A 15,862-nucleotide genomic window follows, 5' to 3' on the forward strand; every position below is an offset into this window, starting at 1 on the left:
GACCTCGCGCAGCTGCGCGATGCGCTCGGCGGCGCGCGGCTCTTGCGCGAACGGCTTGCGCGCCGTGCCGGCCTGCCGCCCTTGCTCGCGCGGCTGCTTCCGGGGCTCGACGGCCATGGCACGCTCGTCGACGAACTCAGCCGCGCGCTGATCGAAACCCCGCCGGTCGACGCCGCGCAGGGCGGCTATGTTGCGGAGGGTTATGACCATGCGCTCGACGCGCTGCGCGAAACCGCGCGCGACGGGCGGAAAGCGATCGCGCTGCTCGAAGCCGATTATCGCGACCGCACCGGCATCGCCTCGCTCAAGATCCGCCATAATGGCGTCCTCGGCTATCATGTCGAGGTGCCCGCGAAGCACGCCGACGCGCTGATGGCGCCCGAATCGGGCTTCACGCACCGCCAGACGCTCGCGGGCGTCGTGCGCTTCAACTCGTCGGACCTCCACGAAGCCGCGAGCCGGGTGACGCAGGCGGGTGTGCATGCGATCGCAGCCGAGGCCGCGCATCTCGAATCGCTGACCGACGCGGCGATCCAGCGGCGCGAGGCGATCGCTGCGAGCTGCGACGTGCTCGCACGCATCGACGTCGCCGCGGCGCTCGCCGACCATGCGATGAGCCACAATTGGTGCCGCCCCGACCTCGCCGACGAGCCGTGCCTCGACGTCAGCGGTGGCCGTCACCCGGTGGTCGAGGCCGCGCTCGCCAAATCGGGCGAGCGTTTCGTGCCCAACGATGTCTCGCTGTCGGAGGCCGACCGGCTGTGGCTCGTCACCGGCCCGAATATGGGCGGTAAATCGACCTTCCTCCGCCAGAATGCCCTGATCGTCGTGCTCGCGCAGGCGGGCGGGTTCGTCCCCGCCGCATCGGCGAAGCTCGGGCTTGTCGACCGATTGTTCAGCCGCGTCGGGGCGAGCGACAATCTCGCGCGCGGGCGCTCGACCTTCATGGTCGAGATGGTCGAGACCGCAGCGATCCTTGCGCAGGCGACCCCGCAAAGCTTCGTCATTCTCGACGAGGTCGGGCGCGGCACCTCGACCTATGACGGGCTCGCGCTCGCCTGGTCGGTCGTCGAGGCGGTGCACGAGGTCAACAAGTGCCGCTGCCTCTTCGCCACCCACTATCACGAGCTGACCCGGCTTGCCGAAACGCTGAATGCGCTCTCGCTCCACCATGTCCGCGCGCGCGAGTGGCAGGGCGATCTGGTGCTGCTCCACGAACTCGCCGACGGCCCCGCCGACCGCAGCTACGGCCTCGCGGTCGCGCGCCTCGCGGGCGTTCCCGCGGGGGTGGTGAAGCGCGCCGAGGCGGTGCTCGCCAAGCTCGAGGCGGGGCGTGAGAAGACCGGCGGGCTTGCTGCGGGGCTCGACGATCTGCCGCTGTTCGCCGCGACGCTCGCCGAGGCACCCGCGGCGGCGAAGGATGCGCTGCGCGAGGCGCTCGCGGGCATCGACCCCGATGCGCTCGCCCCGCGCGAGGCGCTCGACGCGCTCTACACGCTCAAGCGGCTTATGGCGGATGAGCGATGAGCGACCTGTTCGACAATCTCGACCACCGCCGCGCGATCATCGATCGTCGCGCGCTGTCGGGGCGGCTCGAAGAGATCGCCAGTGAAACGAGCGACACCGGCAAACGCCGCCGCGCGATGGTCGATCTGCTCAAGGGCGCGCTCGAAGATGGCCGCGCCGAGATCGAGCGCCGGTTGCTCGAACGGCCGTCGTCGGGGCGGGTCGTCGCCAATGCGACGGCGTTCCTGATCGACCAGATCATCCGGCTCAGCCATGATTTCACCACCGGCTATCTATACCCCTCGGCCAATCGCTCGGCGGGCGAGCGCATCACGCTGATCGCGGTCGGCGGCTACGGCCGCGGCGAAATGGCTCCGCACAGCGATATCGACATCGGCTTCCTCACCCCGTTCAAGCAGACGAGCTGGACCGAACAGGTGATCGAGGCGCAGCTCTATACCTTGTGGGACCTCGGGCTGAAGGTCGGTCATTCGAGCCGGTCGCTCGACGAGATGGTGCGCGCGGCGAAGGAGGATCTGACGATCCGCACTGCGCTGCTCGAGGGGCGTTTCATCTGGGGCGACCGTGCGCTTTATGACCAGGCGTCGGCGCGCTTCGACGCCGAGGTCGTCGCGGGCAATGCGCGGGCATTCGTAGCCGAAAAACTCGCCGAGCGCGACGAACGCCACAAGCGCATGGGCGATTCGCGCTATGTCGTCGAACCCAATGTGAAGGAAGGGAAGGGCGGTCTGCGCGACCTCCACACGCTCTTCTGGATCGGCAAGTTCATCCATCGCGTCCGCACCGTCCCCGAGCTGGTCGATGCGGGGCTGATGTCGGGGCGCGAGCTTCGCCAGTTCGAACGCGCCGAAAATTTCCTCCTCGCGGTGCGCTGTCACCTCCATATCCTCGCGGGGCGCGCCGAGGACCGGCTGACCTTCGATTTCCAGCCCGAAATCGCGCGGCGGATGCACTTCGCCGACCGCCCGGGCAAGAGCGCGGTCGAGCGCTTCATGCAGCTCTATTTCCTCCATGCAAAAAGCGTCGGTGACGTCACCGGCACGTTTCTGGCGCATCTCGACGACCAGATGGCGGCGCGCGGGCGGCGCTTCCTGCCGACGATCCGCCGACGCCCGGGCAAGCTTCACGGCTTCGTCCTCGACCGCGGCCGGCTCGCGTTGCCCAGCGACGATTTCTTTCAGTCGGATCCCGTGCGGCTGGTCGAGATTTTCGCACTCGCCGACAAGCACGGCCTCGAAATCCATCCGCAGGCGATGCGCCAGGCGCGCCACGATGCGAAGCTGATCGATGCGCGCGGCGTCCGCCGCATCGCGCGCGCGAACGAACTGTTCATCGACGTGCTGACGTCCCCGCGCGATCCCGAAACGGTGCTGCGCTGGATGAACGAGGCGGGGGTGTTCGGCCGTTTCGTGCCCGATTTCGGCCGCGTCGTCGCGCAGATGCAGTTCGACATGTATCATCATTATACCGTCGACGAGCATACGATCCGCGCCATCGGGCTCTTGGCGGACATCGAGCAGAACCGGCTGAAGGACGACCATCCGCTGTCGACCGCGATCATGGACCAGATCCATTCGCGGCGCGTCATCTATCTGGCCGTGCTGCTCCACGATATCGCCAAGGGGCGCGGCGGCGACCATAGCGTGCTCGGCGCCGAACTCGCGCTGCGCGTCTGCCCGCGGCTGGGTCTGAACGAGGCCGAGACCGAAACCGTTTCGTGGCTCGTGCGCTATCATCTCCTCATGTCGGCGACCGCGTTCAAGCGCGACCTCGCCGATTTCAAGACGATCCTCGATTTCGCGCAGGTCGTGCAATCGCCCGAGCGCCTGCGCCTGCTGCTCGTGCTCACCGTCGTCGATATTCGCGCCGTCGGTCCCGGGGTATGGAACAGCTGGAAGCGCCAATTGCTCACCGAATTGTTCGACGCCGCCGAGGAAGTGCTGCGTCTCGGGCACAAGCAGAAGGGGCGCGAGACGCGGATCGCGGCGAAAAAGGACGCGGCGCAAGCGCTGCTCGGCCTCGACGATAAGGGCTTTGCAAAGCTGATCCGGCCGCTTCCCGAAAGCTATTGGATCGCCGAACCGGTCGAAGTGATCGCGGCGAACCTGCGCCACATCCGCGAAGCGGGCGATGCTCCGCTCCACATCGCCGCGGTGCCCGACGAGGATCGCGGCGCGACGCTGGTGATGGTGCTCGCCGCCGACCATCCGGGGCTTTTCTACCGCATGGCGGGCGGCATCCACCTCGCCGGCGGCAACATCATCGATGCGCGCATCCACACGACGCGCGACGGGCTGGCGCTCGACAATTTCCTCGTCCAGGATCCGCTGGGGCGTCCTTTCGCCGAGGCTGGTCAGATCGGTCGGCTGACGCGCGCGATCGAAGATGCGCTCGCCAACCGCCACAAATTGCTGCCCAAACTCGAAGCGCGCGCGCTGCCGCGTACACGCGCCGAAGCGTTCCGCGTCGCGCCGAACGTCTTTGTCGACAATAAGGCGTCGAACCGTTTCACCGTGATCGAGGTCAATGCGCAGGACCGTCCCGCGCTGCTCAACCAGCTCGCCTATGCGTTGTTCCAGTCGAAGGTGACGGTGCACAGCGCGCATGTCGCGACCTATGGCGAGCGCGCGGTCGACACCTTCTATGTCACCGACCTGATCGGCGACAAGATCGACAGTGCGGCGCGGGTGAAGAGCCTCGAGAAACGCCTGCTCGAAGCGGCGACGAGCCACAGCGAGGATGCGGTCGCAGCCTAGAAATCAAACCCCTGTTGAACCGGGGCAACGGCGATGGGCACACCTTCGAGTTCGAGCATCCGGGCCTTGGACGTCGAACCGCCCGGCGCGGAGAAGCCTCCGATCTTGCCGCCCGCCGCCAAGACGCGGTGACAGGGGACGATCAGCGGGACGGGATTCGCCGCCATCGCCTGCCCGACGGCGCGGGCATGTTCCGGCCCCGCATCAAGCGCCCGCGCGACGGCGCCATAAGTCGTCGTTTCGCCCCAGCCGAGCTTGCGCACCAAAGCATAGACTTGCGCGAAGAAGGGCGGCTGTTCGCCCAGATCGACCGGTACGTCGAAAAACTCGATCCGCTCGCCTTCGAAATAGCGGATGGCGTCCTCGATTACCGCCACTATTTCGGCCGGCGGCTCCGTACGCATGGCGCCCGCCAGGCGGCGCAAAATGCCGCGCTCGGTTTCGGCCGCGGTCGGCGCAGGCAGGCGAAAACTCACGATGCCGGTGCTCGTCCAGCCGATGGCCGCGACGCCGGCGACGGTTTCGAAAAGCTGATAATGGCTATGACCGGGCATGTCCGTCCCTCATCTTGGGTCCGATATAGGGCAATATTTCGCCAAAACCATATCGCCGAGGATGCTTGCCTTTAGCTGTTTGCCGGCCCCGTCATGATCGCCGCCGCCGCCAGCAGTCCGCCGTTGAAACGTTGCGACAGCGCGGCGTTGGGGATCGCGTTGAACGCATGGATCGCGCCGGCATAGCTGTGCAGGTCGACGGGCACGCCCGCCGCGACGAGCCGGCGCGCATAGTCGAGATTCTCGTCGAAGAAGAGGTCGAGGCTGCCGGTCGCGATATAGGCGGGGGGCAGGTGCGATAGATCGTCGGCAAGGCTCGGCGAAAACCAGCCGCGCCGGGCATCGTCGATCTCGTAGTCGCCCTGCAGTGCGCGCCAGCCGAAGCGGTTGCTCGCGCGCGTCCAGATGAACTCGCCGGTCGAAGGATTATCGTACGGACAGGCATCGCTGCCGGTACGATGGTCGAGCATCGGATAGGTCAGAAGCTGGCCCGTGATCGCCGGGCCGCCAAGATCGCGCGCCATGATCGCGAGTGCCGCGGCCAGCCCGCCGCCCGCGCTCTCGCCCGCGACGATGATCCGGCCCGCGTCGAAGCCGAGCGCTTCGGCTTGTCCGGCAAGCCAGCTCAGTGCCGAATGGCAATCTTCCTGCGGCGCCGGAAAGGGGTTTTCGGGCGCGAGACGATATTCGACCGACGCGACGGGAACGCCCGCTGCGGCCGCCAGCGCGGCCGGCCCTGCCTGCATCTGTTGGACCGATCCCATCACCATGCCGCCGCCATGGATGTGCAGGATGGCGCCGCCACCCGGACGCGTTGCGGCAGGACGGTAGAGAAAAACAATTATGTCGGGTCCGCCATGGATCGACGGCACGAGCAGCTTCTCGGGCAAGATCACCGGTGGCGGCAGGATCGAATAGGTTTCCGCCGCCTTGGCGCGAATCTGGGCGATCGGCGCCGAATCGAGATCGACGCGTGGCAACAGGTCGATCAGCGGCGCGATCTCGCGGTCGACGAGGTGGCGGGTGGTCATCTCAAACTCTCCCTTTCTTCCCTCGCCGCTGCGAAGATCAGCCGCGTAGCACCGCTCCGACCTTCGCCACCGCGGCGACCACCTTGTCGGTGATCGCCTTCAATTCGGCGTCGGTGAAGCTCTTTTCCAGCGGCTGCAGTTCGACTTCGACCGCGAGGCTCACCTGACCCTCGGGCACGCCCTGGCCGGCGAAGCGGTCGAAGAGGCGCGCATCGACGATCGCCGCCTTGTCGGCGCCGCGGACCGCGCGCACCAGATCGGCGGCGGTGAGGCTCGCCGGCGCGAGGAAAGCAAAGTCGCGGCGCACCGATTGCAACGCCGGCGGGGCGAACGCCGCACGCGCTGGGCCGCTTGCGCGCTTCACGGGAATCGCATCGAGGAAGACCTGCACCGCCATCACCGGGCCGTCGACGTCGAAATGCCGCGTCAACAGCGGGTGGAGCGCGCCGAATTCGGCGAGCACCGCCTTGGGGCCGAGCCGCAGCGTCCCCGACTGGCCAGGGTGCCAGATGCTGCCGGCCGTCACGGCCTCCATCACCTGCAACCGGTCGGCGGGCGCGCCCGCAGCCTCGAGCAATGCCAGCGCCGCCGCCTTGGCGTCGAACGCGTCGAACGGCGCGGCCTTGCCCGCCTGCCAGCCGCGCGCGCTTTTGTCGCCCGCCATCAGCACGGCGAGTGTCGGATGCTCGGCGTCGGACAGGTAGCGCCGGCCGATCTCGAACAGGCGGATGCTGTTCGCGCCGCGATTCTGGTTGCGCTGCGCTGCGGCGAGCAGACCGGGCAGCAGCGACGGGCGCATGACCTTCAAATCTTCGCTGATCGGATTGGCGAGGCTCCATGTGCCGCCGCCGAAGGGCGCCGCGTCGCTTTCGCTGATGAACGACCAGGTCACCGCTTCGTCGAAGCCGGCCGTGGCCGCGGCGCGACGCACGCGGCGTTCGGTGAGCTGTTCGGCGGTCGCGGTCGGCTTTGCGACGCCGTCCGTGCGCGGCAGCGGGACCGATGCCACGGCGTCGAAGCCGGTGATGCGCGCGACTTCCTCGACGATATCGGGGGCGCCATCGACATCGCGGCGCCAGCTCGGCACCGCGACCCGCCAGCGGCCGCCATTGTCGGTGACGCTGAAGCCGAGGGCGGCGAGTATCTCTTGCTGCCGCTCGGGTGCAATCGCGATACCGCCGAGCGTCGCCGACAGCGCCGGGTCGTAATCGACCGTCTTCACCTCGGCGGGCGGCGCCCCCGCGCGCGTGACGGCCGAGGGCGTGCCGCCGCAGATCGCAAGGACGTGCGCGGTGATGATCGCCGTCGCGTCGTCGAGGAACGCGGGATCGACCCCGCGCTCGAAGCGGCTGCGCGCGTCGCTGGCCAGGCCAAGCGCCTGGCCGGTCAGCGCGATGCGTTCGGGGGTGAAATAGGCGATTTCGAGCAGCACGTCGGTCGTCGTCTCGCTGCACCCGCTATGCTCGCCGCCCATGATGCCTGCGATGTCGTGGACGCCGCTGTCGTCGGCGAGCACCGTCATGGTATCGGTGAGCGCATATTCCTTGCCGTTGAGCGCGGTCGCGGTTTCGCCATCCCTGGCGCGGCGCGCGACGAGCGCGCCGGTCAGCTGGGCGCGGTCATAGATGTGGCTCGGGCGGCCGAGGTCAAACATCACATAATTGCTGATGTCGACGAGCGCCGAGATCGAGCGCTGCCCGACCGCCTCCAGCCGGCGGCGCATCCATTCGGGGGCGGTGCCGTTGGTGACGCCGCTGATCGTGCGGCCGAAAAAGGCGGGGCAACCCTCGGGGTCGTCGGTGCGGATTTTGGTTGCGGGCGCGCCCTCTCCGGCAATCGTCGGGATATCGAGCGGTTTCAGCGTGCCGAGCCCCGCGGCGGCGAGGTCGCGCGCGATGCCGCGCACGCCCATGCAGTCCTGCCGGTTCGGGGTGATCGAAATGTCGATCACCGGATCGCCCGCGCCGCTATAGTCGGCGAAGGGCGTACCGATCGGCGCATCTTCGGGCAGTTCGATGATCCCGTCATGGTCATCGCCCAGCTCGAGTTCGCGCGTCGAGCACATCATGCCGTTCGATTCGACCCCGCGCACCGCGGCGACCTTCAGCTCCATGCCGTTCGCCGGCACGACCGCGCCGGGCAGGCCGAGCACGCCGATCAGGCCGGCGCGCGCATTGGGCGCGCCGCACACGACGGTCAGCGGTGCGCCGGCGTCGCCAGTGTCAACGGTCAGCACTTGCAGCTTGTCCGCCTGCGGATGGCGTTCGGCGGTCAGCACCTTCGCGACGCGGAAGCCCGCGAACTTCGCGGCGGGGTTCTCGACGCCTTCGACCTCATGGCCGATGCGGTTGAGCGCCGCGACGACGTCGGCGACGTCGAAGGCGCCATCGAGATGCTCTTTCAGCCAGTCGAGGGTGATCTTCATGCCGAAATCCCTCCGCTCAGCGTGGGAACACTCAGCGCGCCGAATCCGTAATGCGATAGCCAGCGCAGGTCGCCATCGAAGAAGGCGCGGAGGTCGTCCATGCCATATTTGAGCATCGCGAGCCGGTCGACGCCGACCCCGAAGGCGAAGCCCTGCCATTCGTCAGGGTCGAGCCCGCAATTGGCGATGACGCGGCGATTGACCATGCCGCTGCCGAGTAGCTCCATCCACGCGTGGCCCTCGTCGTCGCCGTTACCGCCGACGATGCGGCGGCCCTTTTCCTGCTTGTAGCCGACATCAACCTCGGCCGAGGGTTCGGTGAAGGGGAAATAGCTGGGGCGCAGGCGCAACACGATGTCGTCGCGCTCGAAATAGGCTTTGAGGAAGGTTTCGAGGGTCCATTTGAGGTGACCCATATGGATGCCGCGGTCGATGACGAGCCCTTCGACCTGATGGAACATCGGCGTATGCGTCGCGTCGCTGTCGCTGCGGTATACGCGGCCCGGCGCGATGATGCGGATCGGCGGCTCCTGCGACATCATCGTGCGGATCTGCACCGGCGAGGTGTGCGTGCGCAGCAGCATGCGGCCGCCTTCACCCGGACCGGCATCGGCCGTCCCGCGCATCTGGTCGGGGAAATAGAAAGTGTCGTGCATCGCGCGCGCCGGATGCGTTTCGGGAATGTTGAGCGCGGTGAAATTGCGCCAATCGTCCTCGATCTCGGGACCCGTCGCGACGGCGAAACCCATGTCGGCGAAGATTTCGGCGAGCTCGTCCATCACCTGGCTGACCGGATGGACGCTGCCGCGCGGCGCCGCGTCGGCGGGCAGCGACATGTCGATCGCCTCGGCGGCGAGTTTGATGTCGAGTGCGGCGGCATCGAGCGCCGCCTTGCGCGCGCCGAGCGCCGCGGTGACCGTTTCGCGTAGCGCGTGGATTTCGGGTCCCTTCGCCTGCCGCTCGTCGGGGGTCATGCCGCCCAGCGTCTTGAGCAGGGCGGTGATCGTCCCCGCCTTGCCGAGCGCCGACACGCGCAGCGCCTCGATTGCATCGAGATCGCCCGCCGCCGCTATGTCGCTCACCAGCCGGGTCTGAATGGCCTGAATGTCGCTCATTGTCGTTCGTCCTGTTCCGGCGGCGCTGGCGCTGCCGGCCTGCATTTCTCTGGGTCTTTGGATAGGGCGGCTAGCCGCGCGTCCGTCGCCTGCCGCTTGCACCGAACGCGCGGCGCGGGTCAAGTCACTTGGCGGAAAACGGGGTTATCCGGCCGGCTGATGGAGACCCTGTACCGCGGCGCCGAAAGCGGCAGCCCGCGCAAACGCCGCGGCGCCCAATATCGGCTTGGGGCGCGCGGCATAGTCGCGCGGGCTCATTCCCATGAAGCGCTGGAAGTCGCGGGTGAATTGCGCCTGGTCGTAATAATGATGATCCATCGTATCGATCCACGCCATCGACGGGTCGAGCATGAAGCGGCCGAGCGAGCGCAGGAAGCGTTGGCGGCGCAGGAGCAATTTGGGCGAAAAGCCGAAGGCGCGGTGGCACAGGCGCTCGATCGAACGTTCGGAGAGCGACAGTTTCGCCGACAGACAGGCGACGCTCGTCATCTCGTCGTCGACCAGCGCCCGATGCGCGGCGAGGATCGCCGGATCGTCGGGCGGCGCATCGGCCAGCAGGGCGCGGACATGGTCGTCGATCAGCGCCGCGGCGGCGTCGACATCACTCACTTTCCGCAAGGCGCCGAGCAAGGGGGCGAAGGTGGCGAAGGCCGGGTGCGCGCTGCCATCGGTCAGCCGGTCGGCAAGGTCTTCGGCGGACAAGGGAATGAATTTCGCCCAACCCATCGGCAGGATGCCGATGCCCCAGGCGCGCATATTGCCCGCGGCGAAATAGGTTGCGGTGCTCGTCGGACCGGTGGCGACGAAGCGGGGCGTCGGGGCCACCGGGCTGTCGCCGATCGCCGCGAGCGGCCGGTCGCCTTCGACGAATCGCAGGTTCGCCCATTCGGGGTGCAGATAATCCTCGACCCGGCCGCCGCCGGTTCCGGCGACTTCGCTCAGATAGATGGTGCTGACATAGGGACGCAGGGCGGGTGACAGCGGAAAGAAACGCGTGGCGACCCGCGCGCCGGCCGGCAGAAGAGGAGATGCGTCGCTGTGCGGCATACTGTCCCGTTTTAGCTGGCGAAGTGCATGAAAAACAATGCCCCGGCGCCGATATTTGTCGGGTTCTTACAATTTTATACGCGGGGGCTGCGGCATAGTTGCGTGGTCCGCTTCGAAGGGGGCGTGTGAGGAGAATCGCCGCGCGACGCCAAGGGATGGGGCTTGGCGGGGACCTGAAACAGACGACTGATTTTCCAAGCTTCGTTCCGGCCGTCAGCTTTCTGCGACCCACGGCTATTCGGATCGGGCGGGGGGCGATGGTTTCCCACTGGAACCATTGTCGGGGCGGTGCGGGGCGCGAGTCCGGCGCCGCCTCTTCGATTCGGACGGGGCTGATGCCGGCTTTGGGGTGGTGAACCGCGATTGCCTTCGCTCGTCATCTCGGGTTGGATGAGGCGATTCGTCGGCGCAAGGGCCACATGATCATTCCAAAGTTCAGGAAAGTTCAGCCTTATGGAGCGCCCGATTTGAACCTCGCGGCGCGCTAGGCGCGCCGGCACGCCCGACCATGGCCGCATCCGCTAGCCAGGCAGCAACCGCTTTGATCCACCAAATGAAAGAGCCGGGACGAGGGCTGGCACAGCCGGATAATGTAGGAAAGGCCTATTTGAAGGCGACGCCTGCTTAGAGGTGTGAATTGCGCTTCGATCTTCGTCATGCTGAGCGCGAACGGGACACTGCGCTGAAGGAAACGGCGGGCCATGGACCCTGAAACAAGTTCAGGGTCACGAAATAAGAAATGTCCGCTCCCGGTCGTTAGCTGTCATAGCGGTGCCAAAGAAAAAGGGCGGCCCCGATGGGACCGCCCTTGTTTCGTTTCGCCTGGCTGAAAAGCGTCAGGCTGCCTTGGGCAGCGCCGCTTTCGCCTGGGCGATGATCGCCCCGAAGACATTGCCTTCGTTCATCGCGAGGTCGGCCATGACCTTGCGGTCGAGCTCGATCCCGGCCAGCTTCACGCCGTGCATGAACTGCGAATAGGTCAGGCCTTCGGCGCGGACCGCGGCGTTGATGCGCTGGATCCACAGACCGCGGAAATTCCGCTTCTTAACCTTGCGGTCGCGATAGGCGTATTGGCCAGCCTTTTCGACCGCCTGCTTGGCGACGCGGATGGTGTTCTTGCGACGGCCGTAATAGCCCTTCGCCTGTTCCAATACGCGTTTATGCTTGGCGCGCGTGGTGACGCCGCGTTTGATGCGTGACATGCCTTAGCGCTCCTTACTTCAGGCCGTAGGGCGCCCAGAGGCGCACATGGGCCACATCCGAATCGCTCAGCACGCTGGTGCCGCGGTTGGTGCGGATATATTTTGCATTGTGGCTGCTCAGGCGGTGACGCTTGCCGACGACGCCGTGCTTCACCTTGCCCGAAGCGGTGAATTTGAAGCGTTTCTTCACACCGCTCTTGGTCTTCATCTTGGGCATTTTGGTCTCCTTTGGAAGTCCGTTTGCGTATCGGCCTGGCAGCCCTTTCAGCCAGCCGACACAATCGGAAGCGGGGCGCTTAGGGGGATTCGCCCCGAAATGCAAGCGCTCGCGATGCTGGGCGATGCGATTGAGCATTCAGATTTGGGCGCGGGCGGCGGTGATATTTGTTTCGCACAAAGACACAAAGACACGAAGAGGTCGCGTCAGGCCTTGCAGGGACGCTTGTCGCCGCAGGCGATCACAAAACGCGCTTCGCGTAATTGGCAAGCAACGAATGCCATTATCCACAGCCCCCTTTGTGGCTTTGTGTCTTTGTGCGAACCCTTTTCCGAGCCGGGTCGGGTTGTGCGCGCTGTCTAAAAATTTGCGCCGTCGACCTTCTGGATATTGAGCGCATCGAGGTCGGCGTCGGGGACGCAGCGCAGGTTCACTGCCGCCATCTTCGATCCATCGGGACCCGTGCCGACCGAGAAACCCTGGCACCCGCAGTCGGTGCAGAACTGATGGTCGATATTATGCTTGTTGAACTGATATGATTTCAGCTTGTCGGCGCCGCGCTCCAACCGGAACTGGTCGATGGGCACGAAGGCGAGCAGGAAGCCCTTGCGCCGGCAGTGCGAGCAGTTGCAGCTCATCGCCGTATCGGGAATGTCGCCCTCGACAGTATAGGCCACCGCGCCGCAGTGGCAGCTTCCTTCAAAAGCCATGTCCGCTCCTCTCCCTTGTCAGTGGTGGCAGGCGAGTCCCTCTATCACATCCTCGAGCCGTGCGGGGTCGCCGAGTGCGATGACATGCCCCATACTGTCGGCGCTCAGCGGGTCGCCGTTCCAGTCGCACATCGTCCCGCCCGCGCCCTCGACGATCGGCGCGAGCGCGGCAAAATCATGGAGCTTCAGCCCGGCCTCGACGACAAGGTCGACATGTCCGCTCGCGAGCAGGCCGTAATTGTAGCAGTCGCCGCCGAAGACCATGCGCTTGTGCGACGTCTTCGCCGCGAGCGCCATGAAATGCTCGGCGTCATGGTCGGCGAAATATTGCGGGCCGGTCGTCGCGAGCACCGCATCGGCGAGCGTGCGGCAGGGGCGCGTGCGCGCGGGCGCGCCATTGAACAAGGTCGGCCGCCCGAGCGCGCCGACCCAGCGTTCGCCCGCGATCGGCTGGTCGATGATGCCGAGGATCGGCCAGCCGTCCTGGAGCAGCGCGATCAGCGTGCCGAAGATCGGCCGGCCCGCCATGAAGCTGACGGTGCCGTCGATCGGATCGAGTACCCATTGGCGCGACGCGCCGGGGCGCTCGGCGCCATATTCCTCGCCGATGATCCCGTCGCGCGGCGCCTCGGCATCGAGCAGGCGGCGCATCGCCCCTTCGGCGGCGCGGTCGGCCTCGGTCACGGGCGAGGCGTCGGCCTTGGCCTCATGCGCAAAGACGGCGCGGAACAGCGGGCGGATCGCTTCGCCGGCGGCGTCGGCGAGGCGATTGGCAAGATTGAGATCGGATGTAAGCGACATGACACTCCGCTAGCCCAGCCGGCCCCCCGCCGCCAGCCCAAGCGCACCCGACCGGCATCATCGGCGCGTGTTTTATTAATTTTACAATTCTAGTATAAATTGTAAAATCGTTCATATGCCGGGCGATTTTCCTCTCGATCCGATTGTCGCGACTTTGGCGCGCTATGGCCTGCGCAAGACGTCGATGGAGGATGTTGCGCGCGTGCTCGGTGTGTCGCGGCAAGCGCTCTATAACCGTCACGGATCGAAGGGGGCTCTGATTGGCTGGGCGACCAAAAGCCTGATCGACAGTTCGCTGGTTGCTGCGCTCGCCAGCGTCAACCAGCCCGCAAAGACGCTCGTCGAACGTTTGACCGATGCGCTCGACGCATGGGTGGGCCGGCATATGGAGGCGCTCCATGCATCGCCGCATGGCGCCGAGATCGTGGCGATGCTCCAGCGCGATCCGCCCGAGGCGGTCCGCGTGGCCGAGCGCCGGCTGGTCGCCGCGATGGCCGAGGCGATCCGGTTCAGCGGACCGGGCTCGGCGGTCTCACGCGCGGGCAGCATGGCGCAGGCTTTATGCTGGACGGCGCGCGGGCTGGTGCATGCCGTGCCCGATCATATGACCTTCCGGCGGCAGCTCGACCATATCGTCGGCGCGCTCGTCGCGCGCTGACGCGATCAGTCGAAGAGCGAGGAGACGCTCGATTCGTCGGCGATGCGCTTGATCGCTTCGCCGAGCAGCGGCGCGACGGTGAGTGCGCGGACCTTGCTGCTGTCGTTCACCGCATCGGTCGGCTGGATCGAATCGGTGATGACGAGTTCGGTTAGTTCGCTCGCGTCGACACGCGCGACCGCGCCGCCCGACAATACGCCGTGGGTGCAATAGGCAACGACGCCCTCGGCGCCCGCGGCCTTCAGCGCCGCGGCGGCGTTGCAGAGCGTACCCGCCGAATCGACGATATCGTCGATCAGGATGCAGAAGCGGCCCTTCACGTCGCCGATGATGTTCATCACTTCCGATTCGCCGGCGCGTTCGCGGCGCTTGTCGACGATCGCGAGCGGGGCGTTGTCGAGCCGCTTGGCGAGCGCGCGCGCGCGCACCACGCCGCCGACGTCGGGCGACACGACCATCAGATTCTTGCCCGCGAAGCGCGCCTGGATGTCGGCGCTCATCACCGGCGCGGCATAGAGGTTATCGGTCGGGATATCGAAGAAGCCCTGGATCTGCCCGGCGTGCAGATCGATCGCGAGCACGCGGTCGGCGCCCGACGTGGTGATGAGGTTGGCGACGAGCTTGGCCGAGATCGGGGTGCGCGGGCCGGGTTTGCGATCCTGGCGGGCATAGCCGAAATAGGGGACGACCGCGGTGATGCGCTTCGCCGAGGCGCGGCGCAGCGCGTCGTTGATGATGAGCAGTTCCATGAGGTTGTCGTTGGCGGGGAAGTTCGTCGGCTGGACGACGAAGACATCCTGGCCGCGGACATTCTCATGGATTTCGACGAAGACCTCTTCGTCGGCGAAGCGGCGTACGCTGGTGTCGGTCAGCGGCAGTTCCAGATAGTCCGCGATCGCGCGGGCGAGGGGAAGGTTGCTGTTGCCGGAGATGAGTTTCATGGGGTGCGATGCCCTTTCGCGGCGGACGGGATTGCGCGCCCCCTTAGCCAGCGCGGGCGGATAGGGGAAGGGGTTAAAGCCCGATCCGCTGCGCGCGCCGCAGTTGAAATCGGCGCGCGTCGGCCTAAACCACCGACATGACACAAAAGCTCACCATCGTTCTTTCGCAAATGACGCAGGTCGTGGGCGACCTCGCCGCCAACGCTGCGGCGATGCGCGACGTGCGCGCGCGGCATCCCGACGCCGACCTGATCCTCTATCCCGAACTGCAGCTGATCGGTTATCCGCCCGAGGACCTCGTGCTCAAACCGGCGCTCGCGAAGCGCGCCGCGAAGCTGCTTGCCGAGCTTGCCGCCGAAACCGCCGATGGCGGCCCCGCGATGCTGGTGGGATCGGTCGAGCGTGAGGGCGACAATCTTTATAATATCGTCGCGCTACTCGACGGTGGGCAAATCGTCGCGACGCGGCGGAAGCACGAACTTCCCAACTACGGCACCTTCGACGAGAAGCGCGTGTTCGTCCCCGGGCCGCTTCCCGACGTCGTCGAATGGCGCGGTGTGAAGCTGGGCCTGCCGATCTGCGAGGATGGCTGGTTGCCGAAGGTTTGCCAGCATCTGGTGGGGCAGGGGGCCGAACTGCTGATCTCGGTCAACGGCAGCCCCTATGAGATCGACAAGGACGAGCGGCGTTTGACGCAGGTGTTCGCCAGCCGCGTCGCCGAAACCTCGCTGCCGGTCATTTTCCTCAACCGCGTCGGCGGGCAGGACGAAATCGTGTTCGACGGCTGCTCGTTCGTGCTGAACGACGACGGCACGACCGCGCACCGGCTGACTGACTGGGAAGAAGAAGAACGTATTACGCGCTGGACCAATAAGGGC

14 protein-coding genes are annotated in these 15,862 nt (G+C 66.4%); 4 read left to right on the forward strand and 10 right to left on the reverse strand.

The genetic code is table 11. The features are described 5' to 3' along the window. Positions 1–1,527: DNA mismatch repair protein MutS (gene mutS, locus VJ811_RS15485; protein ID WP_324073952.1), on the forward strand; the 1,527-nt coding region annotated here is incomplete at its 5' end. Next, the gene (locus VJ811_RS15490) at positions 1,524–4,283 is read left to right on the forward strand and encodes a [protein-PII] uridylyltransferase (protein WP_324073954.1); all 2,760 of its coding nucleotides are present in this window, start codon (positions 1,524–1,526) and stop codon (positions 4,281–4,283) included. The genes mutS and VJ811_RS15490, both read left to right, overlap by 4 nt. Here the strand turns inward: VJ811_RS15490 and VJ811_RS15495 are convergent. From VJ811_RS15495 to VJ811_RS15535, 9 genes are all read right to left on the reverse strand, one after another. Next, positions 4,280–4,837, reverse strand: a complete 558-nt coding sequence (locus VJ811_RS15495; protein ID WP_324073956.1) for a methylated-DNA--[protein]-cysteine S-methyltransferase — start codon at positions 4,835–4,837, stop codon at positions 4,280–4,282. The two genes, VJ811_RS15490 and VJ811_RS15495, sit on opposite strands and share 4 nt — an antisense overlap. A gap of 71 nt (positions 4,838–4,908) precedes the next feature. Next, positions 4,909–5,868, reverse strand: a complete 960-nt coding sequence (locus tag VJ811_RS15500) for an alpha/beta hydrolase (RefSeq protein ID WP_324073958.1) — start codon at positions 5,866–5,868, stop codon at positions 4,909–4,911. Between the two features lie 37 nt (positions 5,869–5,905). Beyond that, positions 5,906–8,293: a phenylalanine--tRNA ligase subunit beta gene (gene pheT, locus VJ811_RS15505; protein WP_324073960.1), complete on the reverse strand. Its 2,388-nt coding sequence runs from the start codon at positions 8,291–8,293 to the stop codon at positions 5,906–5,908. Further along, the gene (pheS, locus tag VJ811_RS15510; RefSeq protein WP_324073962.1) at positions 8,290–9,408 is read right to left on the reverse strand and encodes a phenylalanine--tRNA ligase subunit alpha; all 1,119 of its coding nucleotides are present in this window, start codon (positions 9,406–9,408) and stop codon (positions 8,290–8,292) included. The genes pheT and pheS overlap by 4 nt, the downstream gene beginning before the upstream one ends. Before the next feature lie 144 nt (positions 9,409–9,552). Then, positions 9,553–10,455 (reverse strand): helix-turn-helix domain-containing protein, encoded by a 903-nt coding sequence (locus tag VJ811_RS15515; RefSeq protein ID WP_324073965.1) that lies wholly within the window; start codon positions 10,453–10,455, stop codon positions 9,553–9,555. 836 nt (positions 10,456–11,291) lie between these two features. Further along, positions 11,292–11,657, reverse strand: a complete 366-nt coding sequence (gene rplT / locus VJ811_RS15520) for a 50S ribosomal protein L20 (RefSeq protein ID WP_037515683.1) — start codon at positions 11,655–11,657, stop codon at positions 11,292–11,294. A 13-nt stretch (positions 11,658–11,670) separates the two neighbouring features. Further along, a complete protein-coding gene (gene rpmI / locus VJ811_RS15525; RefSeq protein ID WP_037515684.1) occupies positions 11,671–11,874 on the reverse strand; it encodes a 50S ribosomal protein L35 in 204 nt (67 codons plus the stop codon). Positions 11,875–12,233: 359 nt separating this feature from the next. Next, positions 12,234–12,584 (reverse strand): GFA family protein, encoded by a 351-nt coding sequence (locus VJ811_RS15530; RefSeq protein WP_324073970.1) that lies wholly within the window; start codon positions 12,582–12,584, stop codon positions 12,234–12,236. Positions 12,585–12,602: 18 nt separating this feature from the next. After that, the gene (locus VJ811_RS15535) at positions 12,603–13,385 is read right to left on the reverse strand and encodes an inositol monophosphatase family protein (RefSeq protein ID WP_324073972.1); all 783 of its coding nucleotides are present in this window, start codon (positions 13,383–13,385) and stop codon (positions 12,603–12,605) included. A 115-nt stretch (positions 13,386–13,500) separates the two neighbouring features. Here VJ811_RS15535 and VJ811_RS15540 point away from each other — a divergent pair, with 115 nt between their 5' ends. Beyond that, the gene (locus VJ811_RS15540; protein WP_324073973.1) at positions 13,501–14,043 is read left to right on the forward strand and encodes a TetR/AcrR family transcriptional regulator; all 543 of its coding nucleotides are present in this window, start codon (positions 13,501–13,503) and stop codon (positions 14,041–14,043) included. Between the two features lie 5 nt (positions 14,044–14,048). Here the strand turns inward: VJ811_RS15540 and VJ811_RS15545 are convergent, their stop codons facing one another. After that, positions 14,049–14,984: a ribose-phosphate pyrophosphokinase gene (locus VJ811_RS15545; RefSeq protein ID WP_037515690.1), complete on the reverse strand. Its 936-nt coding sequence runs from the start codon at positions 14,982–14,984 to the stop codon at positions 14,049–14,051. 137 nt (positions 14,985–15,121) lie between these two features. On the opposite strand from VJ811_RS15545, the gene VJ811_RS15550 reads away from it, so the two are divergent. Further along, positions 15,122–15,862: nitrilase-related carbon-nitrogen hydrolase (locus tag VJ811_RS15550; protein ID WP_324073976.1), on the forward strand; the 741-nt coding region annotated here is incomplete at its 3' end.

This window comes from Sphingopyxis sp. (genome assembly GCF_035250425.1).
Taxonomy (GTDB): domain Bacteria; phylum Pseudomonadota; class Alphaproteobacteria; order Sphingomonadales; family Sphingomonadaceae; genus Sphingopyxis.